Consider the following 8,295-nt stretch of genomic DNA (forward strand, 5'->3'; position numbering starts at 1 on the left):
GCTCATCCTTATTTTTTCCAGTAAAAAGCCTCCCTTACCATACGTAGTCAGCGGGGATTCGTTGCAAAAGTAAAGAGGTGCCCTCACCCCCCAATGGGTCTGGACACCTCCAATGCTAAAAATCGTTTACGTATTTTTTCTAATAATCACAGCGGATTTAAGGCTGCAGTTGTACCCGCGTCTCTTTGTCCGGATCGTCTGTTGTGTAGTAGTACATATAGAGGGAAACCTCTCTGTCTTTAAAGTCTTTATAGACATCAATGGCTTTATTATTCCCGTCCCCGCTAAAGTTTGCGGTTACGGGTTTGCCAGGCAGTTTGTCGTAGCTCTCGCCCAGATGAGTCTGGTTAATCCCGCCAAAATGAGGGTCGTCACTGCCAGTTTCAATGTACAGGTCTTTTCCCTGCATGTAATACGTCCACTCCACAGGATAACCGCCAACATCGCGGATCAAGGTCTGTTTCTGGGTCGATATATTCTTTAAAAGTGTCGGAGCTTTATCTTCGGTATGAATCGTCACTTTATATTTTCCAACAAAAGTGATCGGTGTGCCCTCGTCAACCAACAGTCCTGCAGGACGCTCAAAACGGAGATTGAGTAAAGTAGGGTCGTCCTTCAAATATCCAAAAAATTTCCCCTCAAGCGTTTTGCCGCTTACCTCTAAAAAATATTTTTTATACGGCATCTGCCTTCTGAAGCTTTTGCCCTCAGTTCTTACAGAGAGACGGATTTGCGTGGGGGTAACCGCCAATTTTTCAATCGTATTCTCTGTATCGCCCGTCTCCAGCGGAAGCTGCAGTGCCTTTATATGCGTTCCGCTCTCCATCTGCTTTTTGCTCAATTGCAGGTCAAAGGACCATGGTCCGGAGATGTTCTGTTCCTGCTTAGAGTACTCCAGCTTGAAGGCAGTCTGCCCTGCAGTGATATCGTCCGTCTTTAAATACTGCCTCATCTTGTATTCCCCGTGTTCCCCCGGTTCACCAAAGGTGCCACCTGACAAATCAGTTACCCTAGTCGTGCCGTTGTATGCGACAATCTGCGGAAATATCCCTTCCTTGTTCATAGGATCATCGAAAGTAACGGCCGAAGAAAGCAGCAGCTTATCTTTGCTTTGGGTAAAGGGCTGGACTTCTACCTTTTGCATGCCCCCCTTGCCTATTGGAAAGCTCTGCATCTCCATGGATTTGATGTCAAGTGGAATCTCCAGGTCCTGAACACTTACGGCTGTCACTGCATCTGCAGTTAAAATAATCTTCGCTGTATCCTGACCCGGTGTCCAATCACTCTCAAAATAACCGTTATACCTCTGATTTTCCTCATCCCACTGCTCGTAGTTATATTCACCTTCCTTGTAGCTGCTATTCGTTCCCTTTAAGGTCATACCCTTCACATTCCAGAAATCGGTTTCTCTATGCTTCCCAACATCTAGACTATAAAGTATGACCGTTCGGTTCTCATCCACAATGGCTGTCTGAAGCGTAAGCGTCACCCCATCCTTAGTTATGGATTGGCCCAAATACTGTCCAAGGTTCTGATCTAATGCCGCCTGAATCCCCTCATTGCTGCGTAAAAGGTTACCCCAATCATAGTGAATCGCCGCATATACAGGAGCCGCAGCCACAAGCACACTAAGCGAAACTACAGCTGCAATTTTGCTCCAGCTTCTTGGACGGCGGGGAATAGCAGAAGCTCTGCCTGCCTGTAACCAGGAGGAGTCGCTTTCTGCTTGCTCTATGTGTGTCCACATCTCATCGAAATCAGGATAAGTTATGGCTTGGTCTTCATTTAATTGACGCTTGAGTGCATCTTCCAGTTGCTTCATAAGGTTCTCCTTTCCACGCCTCTTCCGGCATCCCAGCTTCCAGCAGCACGTTCTTCATCAGCTTCAGGCCCTTGTGCAGTCTTGATTTGGTTGTTCCGAGCGGAATGGACAGCGCCTCCGACACTTCAGCCAGGCTGAAGTCGTGCATGTACCTCAAGGTCAGCACCGCCCGGATCTTCACAGGAAGCCGAGAGAGATGAACCACCCACTCCTGCGAGGTTTCTTTTTGCTCGATCAGCCCTTCTACTGATTTCGCCATACCTCTTCCCTGAAACAGATGAAGATTGTCCGCCAACTTGTGCTGCAGGCTGCGCCTGCGCTTCAGATGATTCAGGCAGGCATTTACCGTGATTTTCATGATCCAGGTTTTGAGATAATCAATACTCTGCCAATTGCTGCGAAAAACCGTAATAAAAACCTCCTGGCACAGGTCCTCAGCATCCGCCGCATCATGCACCATGTAATAGCAGGTCCGGTACACATCCTTATTGTAGGTTTCGAACACTTCCCGGTTGCTCTCCAACTCATGCGCCCTCCTTTCTTGTTTCCTTATGTATTCAACAAACCAGCCCTGTAAAAGGTTCATTTCTGGAGTATTAATCAAAAAAAATAGCATGGATACCTTTCGTAAAAAGGTCCATGCTGTTTATATAGTCCGGTCAGATAATATTCAGCACTTCACGGGCTTGGGTATCCAGTTCCTGCGCTGAGGTTGCGATTCCGGTGAACTCCTGCAGGGCGACCTCAACCTGCCGCTGGCTTTCTTCTACACTATTTTGAACCTGGTCTATTCCTGAGGACATTCTGCCAATCTCCTCTGTAATACCTTTTACGCTGTCACGTACCTCAGTGATAGAATCCTGAACCATAGCCGACAGCTTTCGGACTTCTTTGGCCACCACATCGAACCCGCGCCCGAATTCACCGGCGTGTGCAGCTTCAATTGCCGCGTTAAGCGCGAGCAGATGGGTTTGCGAGGCAATATCACGGATCGTCTGTACCACACCTTGAATTTCTCCAGCTTTATGTTGCAGATTGACCAGCGTCACGGTATTCTCACTCGAGACTCCGGCGATTTTGTCAATGCTCAGCAGCAGCTCCTGGCTCCGCTCAATCCCTTTTTCTGCACGCTGATTCAGACTGTCGGCCATCTCCTGCATTCGCTCCACTACATCGCTAATGTTGATTTGCCTGGAGGTAATATTAGTTGCGACCTTGGTCACACCGATGACCAGCTTGTCTGTCTCATCAAAAATAGGCATATACGTAGCCTCCAGCCATACCGGATTGCCCTCGGAGTCCATCCGTTCGATTTTATCCTGAAAGCTCTTGCCGGAGAGTAAATCCTGCCAGAACATTTCATAATCCGGACTGTTCACGAATGCAGGAAAACAAAATTCACGGTGTTGCATCCCGTACATATCCTGTGATCTGTATTTCATTGAACTGGCGAAAACCTCATTGACATAGGCCACTTTGCGCTCAAGATTAAAGCGGATCAAGGCGAGGTTTTTTTCCAAAGCTCTAATAACGAGGGCATCTGTAACTTCCTGGGCCGATACATTCTCCATAATGACTTCTCCCCGTAACACTCAAATTTATGATCCTGCGAACTTCAAATTTTCACTTTATCCCTTTTTCATATTAACGGTTAAATCAGAGCTTTGGATTACAAAAATGAAGAAATTGTTCCATAAATCGTTACGGTAAAAAAACAATTTTATACTGCCTCCACAAAAAACAAAAAAACCGCAGACTTTTTGCCGGCGGTTTTGAGCCTTTGCAGCTAATTTCATTCGGAATATTTAATGCAGGATTTCCCGTTTGTTCACTTTAACACCGGATAACGATTGATCAAACATATCGAGAATAAAGAGAAAGCGTTCTGCTTCACGGAATACATGATCCGCCAGTAAAGGGTGAATGATGCTTTTGATCCGGCATTCATCGATTAGATCACGTGCGGTTTTCTTGAAATCACGCAATGATTTTACAGATACCCGATTTTCGTCCACGAACTGGCTGAGGAGCGGAGGCGTTTGAGATTGCGGTCGCATGTGGCTCAAATCCATGGCCTGAAACAGCAGCTTATCAAAATCATTACTGAATTCCCGTGCCTGATCGACCAGTTTCCGTTCTGACGGGTCCAGCAAATGACCAATGAATTTGGCATGATCGGCCATGATCTTCAGGAAAAAGACATTCTCATCAATTATGGCATCAGGCAGCGGTTCGAGTCTTCCCGAATTAAGCTCCTCCAAGCGGTTTCTGAAATAATTAGCCTCCCGGCTAACATGATCCACCAGTAAAGGAAAATTCGTTTGTCCCGGAAGCTTGCATTGCAGGATCAGGCCCAGCACTTTTCTTTTGAACGCCCAGATATTGGTCGCCGCAATACGAACCTCCGTATTAAAAGCCTGAATGGTGTGGGGATCAACCCCAATCTGGAATTCATAGGACCTGCGCTCGATCTCCTCAAAAATAGCGTAAAACTGGTTGGCTTCATTCTTGAGCTGCGTATCCTCAGCCCTAAACCCCAAACCCAAAAAAAAGGAATGCTCCTTCATGATCCTGGACCAAAAACGTATTTCATCTAGCGACCGGGCCACAAATTCATCCAATGGCTATTCCTCCCTTGCATAAATGGAATCATCTACAGTTATGCATATGGAGTTTGGTTGTCCTCTATGATGGTTGTTGCCTAACAATTATTGCCGAAATAGGCTCCCGCTCAAATATACAACTTATCGGCAGCAACTATTGACGAACCAGCGGCAAAAAAATATCATCCACGATCTCCAAAATCGTTGAATCCGATACCGGCTCATGGGTGGTGAGGATTTCATAGCGCAATAAATCTGCAGGAAGAGAAATCACCCGCTCATTGATTTGTTCCAGTCTGACCTCACCACGCTTCTGCGCGTTTTTTAAAATGTTCTTCATGGCGATGTTCAGCTTATCTTCAGTTTTTGGACGCATCAGCTGCGAGGACAGGTCATTGCCGTGGTACTCCACCATCAGAGCATGCATGGTTTCCGCGCCAATCTTTTGCATGGGCTTCGAGATTCCCTGAAGCAGATTAATCACATCCTTGCGAAGGTCACCTGTTGCCGGGGCAAAAATATCCGGTTGGGGCACATGCTTGACGATGGCCGCAACCACAATCTTGACTTTGTTCGGCCAGCGGCGGTATATGGCAGTTTTGTTTGTTTTTGCCCGTACCGCAATATTCTCCATCGTCAGTTGGGCATATCCAACCTCTTCAAGTTCCTCCCAGGCAGCCTGCAAAATAGCATTCTCCAGGACATCGCCACGGCGGCGTGCGCCCTTGGGCTGATCCTCCTCCCCCTTTGATTGCTCAGGTGGAGATAACAGATCATTTTGCGTTTGATCCATAGCTATTCCTTCTTTCATATATATTCACCATTTTTTCATTGCATTTCAGGTAAAGATAGTATACCTTATTATCAATAAGGTACGGTACGTACCGTACCTTAAAAGGTGCATAGAAGGAGTCTTTACATGTCAGATATTCAAGCCAAACCTCAAAAAGCACAGATTGAAAAGCTCGATCCTGCTGTACTCAAAGTAGCCCTTGTACTGGTATTTGGTGCTCTAGCGCCGCTGTTTGATTCAACGATGGTCAATGTGGCGATAGACACACTCAGATATGATCTGAACAGCACTGTTTCGGTCATTCAATGGGTAATTACCGGATATATTCTGACCATGGGCATGGCAGTACCGGTTTCCGGCTGGGCTGTCAATCGTTTTGGCGGCAAAAAGGTATACATGTTTGCACTCGTTGTATTTTTTGCAGGCTCCGTTCTCTGCTCTCTGGCGTGGAATCCTGGCAGTCTGATCGGCTTCAGGCTTCTGCAGGGAGTCGGCGCAGGGATATTGATTCCTACCTTGCAAACAGTGCTTGTCCAGACCACGGGTGGCCGAAATCTCGGAAGGGTGATGTCGATTATCAGTGTGCCAACCTTACTGGGCCCCATTCTCGGTCCTGTCCTGGGCGGAATCATGATTAACGCCTTAAGCTGGCGCTGGATATTCTATGTGAATATTCCCATTACTATAATTGCCCTTTTGCTGGCCTGGCGGGGAATACCGTCTGACAAGCCGTCCCCAAGCAAACAGTCACTCGACATAGCCGGCCTTCTTCTCTTGTCACCAGCCTTCGCCACGCTCATTTACAGCATTGCCCAGATCAGTAATTATGGCGGTTTGAAGGGCAGCCGGGTAATCCTTCCCCTGGTGACAAGTCTCGTCCTTATGACGGCCTTTATCGTCTACGCTTTACGTACCAAAAAAGCACCGCTGCTTGACCTGCGTCTCTTCAAATCACGCATTTTTTCCGCTTCGAATGCTACAGTGTTCCTTGCAGGCATGGTCATGAACGGAGCTTTGCTCCTCTTGCCATTATACTATCAGCAGGTACGTGGTGAAAGTGTGCTCTATACGGGTGTACTGCTAATCCCTCAGGGGATTGGCATGCTGCTGACCAGAAGCTGGATAGGGAGGCTGTCCGACCGAATGGGCTCGCGGATCATCGTGATCCTAAGTCTACTTGTTACAGTAGCGGCAACACTGCCGTTTGCCTTCGCGGGTCCCGACACCAATCAGCTTCTGCTCTCAGCGGCGCTGCTGGTAAGGGGCGCGGCTCTGAACGGACTCCTGATTCCCGTTATGGTTTCGGCCTATAACGGATTACGCAAGGATCAGGTTCCACATGCAAGTATTTCAATACGGATTTTCCAGACCATCGGGGGAGCATTTGGAGCGGCCATACTGGCAACTGTCATCGCACATCAGCTTTCGGGCCATTCAGCACCAGATGCCCGGACGGTTGCAGACGCATTTCATGCAGCCTTTTGGTGGTCGATTGGATTCACGGTAGCTGCTTTTATTCCCTCAGTTTTCTTGTCAAAAGCTGCAGCAGCAAAGAAAGCCTGACCGATAGCTATGAGTTCTAGTCCAAAGAGGGGCCTGCAGCCACAAATGGCTGCAGGCCCCTCTTTGGCAGATTTCCATCAACCAACGTTCTTTATTTCTCCCATTATAAAAGAAGAAACGGTACACCATCCCATTCCATCCTTCTGGGACAGTTACTTTTTCGAACCATAATCCCCCATTTTAATACCCCAGACAGAATCCTTTTGGAAAGCTGCGGCTTCCCGCAACTCGGGCAATCTCGGGTCCTGAGGATAGTGCTGCTCCAGGTATGTGACAAAAGCCCGACGAAAGCCAATCTCCGCCTCCAGCTTGTTGAATTCATTCGGATGCTTACCCATCTCCGCAAGCGCGCTCTCCCAGCGGCTCACATCAGCGTTCTCCGACTGCCCGCTGCGGATCTTAACGGTTAGTTCACGCAGCTCTCCGTAAGCCCTTTTTACTTTGGAAGAGTAGACCTGCTTCTGGTTCAAAAAGGTTAGCAGTGCCACCACCAGGGCCAGCCCGCTCCATAACACGATGTTATCCATAGTAATCCCCCTATTTACCCTGTGTGCTTAATTATACTACGTATTCCTTGGCGGAAGCAGATACTTCTCTCCCTGCTAGTAATGCTCCTGCCACACTCTCTGCCCTAAACGCAAAAAACCCCACAGCCGTGGGGTATCTTCTATAATAAGTTAAGGTCTATTCCTTCTTCAGAATCTCATGAAGCTGACGTTTGTCAGCCTCCAGTGAGCGGTCCTGCGCCTCCAGGTCATCCATGTCTGCTTCTGCCGCAGAATAGACAACATCCTCGGCCTTCGCTTCATAGAGCATTTTCATTTTGTCCGTCTTAGAGAAGATTTTCGAGTTCTCTCTGTCCATTATAATCCCCCCCCTCCCATATAGATTCATCCCTATAAGATTGTATAGAGCCCTGAGGCATCAGATCGTTCCGCCAGCCTCTTCAATTAAGGACAGCGCCTGATCAAAAACCTCTGAATCAAGCACAACCGTCAGCAAAATATCTCGGCCTGTCGGCCCTCCCTCTCCGCCATGACTCATCCCGCTAGCACTTGAATCCGCTGCCGCCAAAATTCCGGCAGAATGACTGTCCAGCGTGGAATTAAGCGTCATGGTTGCCAGACTTGGAATATCCCCCGTCAACGGATTATTTCCTGAATATCGGGCGCCTCCCGGATATTTGCTGAACCGGTCTATCGACATATCAATAACCCGGAGGGATTGCAGCTTACGGGAGACTGCCTCTGCAGCTTCAGGACTTTTAAAATAAGCCAGTATATTTTTTTCAGACATCTATACCCCTGCCTTCCTGGAATGCGAAACGCCAATGTGTACAATTCTATTTTGCATTTAGGGGGAGAAATTTATGCGTAACCTATCAAAAGTGGCATTGCCTTATAACCTTTCTGCATTTCCTACAAAAAAACTAGGATTTAAAGGACATCTCCCCGTTTTTTTCCTTAATATGGTACAAAAGTAGTATATAACAACCCCCTGCTTAACTGTAAAAT

Annotated in this window: 9 protein-coding genes; 1 reads left to right on the forward strand and 8 read right to left on the reverse strand. The window is 47.6% G+C overall.

Translation table 11 applies throughout. The annotated features are described in order from the left end of the window. Positions 1–157: 157 nt before the first annotated feature. The 5 genes from A3842_RS26715 to A3842_RS26735 all read right to left on the reverse strand — a co-directional run bounded on the left by A3842_RS26715 (position 158) and on the right by A3842_RS26735 (position 5,218). The gene (locus A3842_RS26715) at positions 158–1,822 is read right to left on the reverse strand and encodes a DUF4179 domain-containing protein (protein WP_074085720.1); all 1,665 of its coding nucleotides are present in this window, start codon (positions 1,820–1,822) and stop codon (positions 158–160) included. After that, positions 1,782–2,345: an RNA polymerase sigma factor gene (locus A3842_RS26720; RefSeq protein WP_074085721.1), complete on the reverse strand. Its 564-nt coding sequence runs from the start codon at positions 2,343–2,345 to the stop codon at positions 1,782–1,784. Before A3842_RS26720 ends, A3842_RS26715 begins: the two co-directional genes overlap by 41 nt. Positions 2,346–2,481: 136 nt before the next feature. Beyond that, a complete protein-coding gene (locus tag A3842_RS33640; RefSeq protein ID WP_074103315.1) occupies positions 2,482–3,393 on the reverse strand; it encodes a methyl-accepting chemotaxis protein in 912 nt (303 codons plus the stop codon). A 234-nt stretch (positions 3,394–3,627) separates the two neighbouring features. Then, positions 3,628–4,443: a DUF2935 domain-containing protein gene (locus A3842_RS26730; protein ID WP_074085723.1), complete on the reverse strand. Its 816-nt coding sequence runs from the start codon at positions 4,441–4,443 to the stop codon at positions 3,628–3,630. Positions 4,444–4,579: 136 nt separating this feature from the next. After that, on the reverse strand, positions 4,580–5,218 hold the full coding sequence (locus tag A3842_RS26735) for a TetR/AcrR family transcriptional regulator (protein WP_074085724.1): 639 nt from the start codon (positions 5,216–5,218) through the stop codon (positions 4,580–4,582). A 126-nt stretch (positions 5,219–5,344) separates the two neighbouring features. On the opposite strand from A3842_RS26735, the gene A3842_RS26740 reads away from it, so the two are divergent. Then, complete coding sequence (locus tag A3842_RS26740; RefSeq protein WP_074103316.1) at positions 5,345–6,781, forward strand: MDR family MFS transporter; 1,437 nt, start codon at positions 5,345–5,347, stop codon at positions 6,779–6,781. 152 nt (positions 6,782–6,933) lie between these two features. Here the strand turns inward: A3842_RS26740 and A3842_RS26745 are convergent, their stop codons facing one another. From A3842_RS26745 to A3842_RS26755, 3 genes are all read right to left on the reverse strand, one after another. Next, on the reverse strand, positions 6,934–7,308 hold the full coding sequence (locus A3842_RS26745) for a hypothetical protein (RefSeq protein ID WP_074085726.1): 375 nt from the start codon (positions 7,306–7,308) through the stop codon (positions 6,934–6,936). Positions 7,309–7,465: 157 nt separating this feature from the next. After that, positions 7,466–7,645 (reverse strand): YfhD family protein, encoded by a 180-nt coding sequence (locus A3842_RS26750; RefSeq protein WP_178382417.1) that lies wholly within the window; start codon positions 7,643–7,645, stop codon positions 7,466–7,468. 60 nt (positions 7,646–7,705) lie between these two features. Next, entirely contained in the window at positions 7,706–8,077 is a 372-nt protein-coding gene (locus tag A3842_RS26755; protein ID WP_074085728.1) for a hypothetical protein, read from the reverse strand. Positions 8,078–8,295 lie beyond the last annotated feature (218 nt).

Source organism: Paenibacillus sp. P3E, assembly GCF_001909045.1.
Lineage (GTDB): Bacteria > Bacillota > Bacilli > Paenibacillales > Paenibacillaceae > Paenibacillus_AQ > Paenibacillus_AQ helianthi.

Excerpts from the sequence above, each read along its gene's own strand:
- A3842_RS26715 (WP_074085720.1), bottom strand. The coding sequence starts at position 1,822 with ATGAAGCAACTGGAAGATGCACTCAAGCGTCAATTAAATGAAGACCAA.
- A3842_RS33640 (WP_074103315.1), bottom strand. The coding sequence starts at position 3,393 with ATGGAGAATGTATCGGCCCAGGAAGTTACAGATGCCCTCGTTATTAGA.
- A3842_RS26735 (WP_074085724.1), bottom strand. The coding sequence starts at position 5,218 with ATGGATCAAACGCAAAATGATCTGTTATCTCCACCTGAGCAATCAAAG.
- A3842_RS26740 (WP_074103316.1), top strand. The coding sequence starts at position 5,345 with ATGTCAGATATTCAAGCCAAACCTCAAAAAGCACAGATTGAAAAGCTC.
- A3842_RS26745 (WP_074085726.1), bottom strand. The coding sequence starts at position 7,308 with ATGGATAACATCGTGTTATGGAGCGGGCTGGCCCTGGTGGTGGCACTG.
- A3842_RS26750 (WP_178382417.1), bottom strand. The coding sequence starts at position 7,645 with ATGGACAGAGAGAACTCGAAAATCTTCTCTAAGACGGACAAAATGAAA.
- A3842_RS26755 (WP_074085728.1), bottom strand. The coding sequence starts at position 8,077 with ATGTCTGAAAAAAATATACTGGCTTATTTTAAAAGTCCTGAAGCTGCA.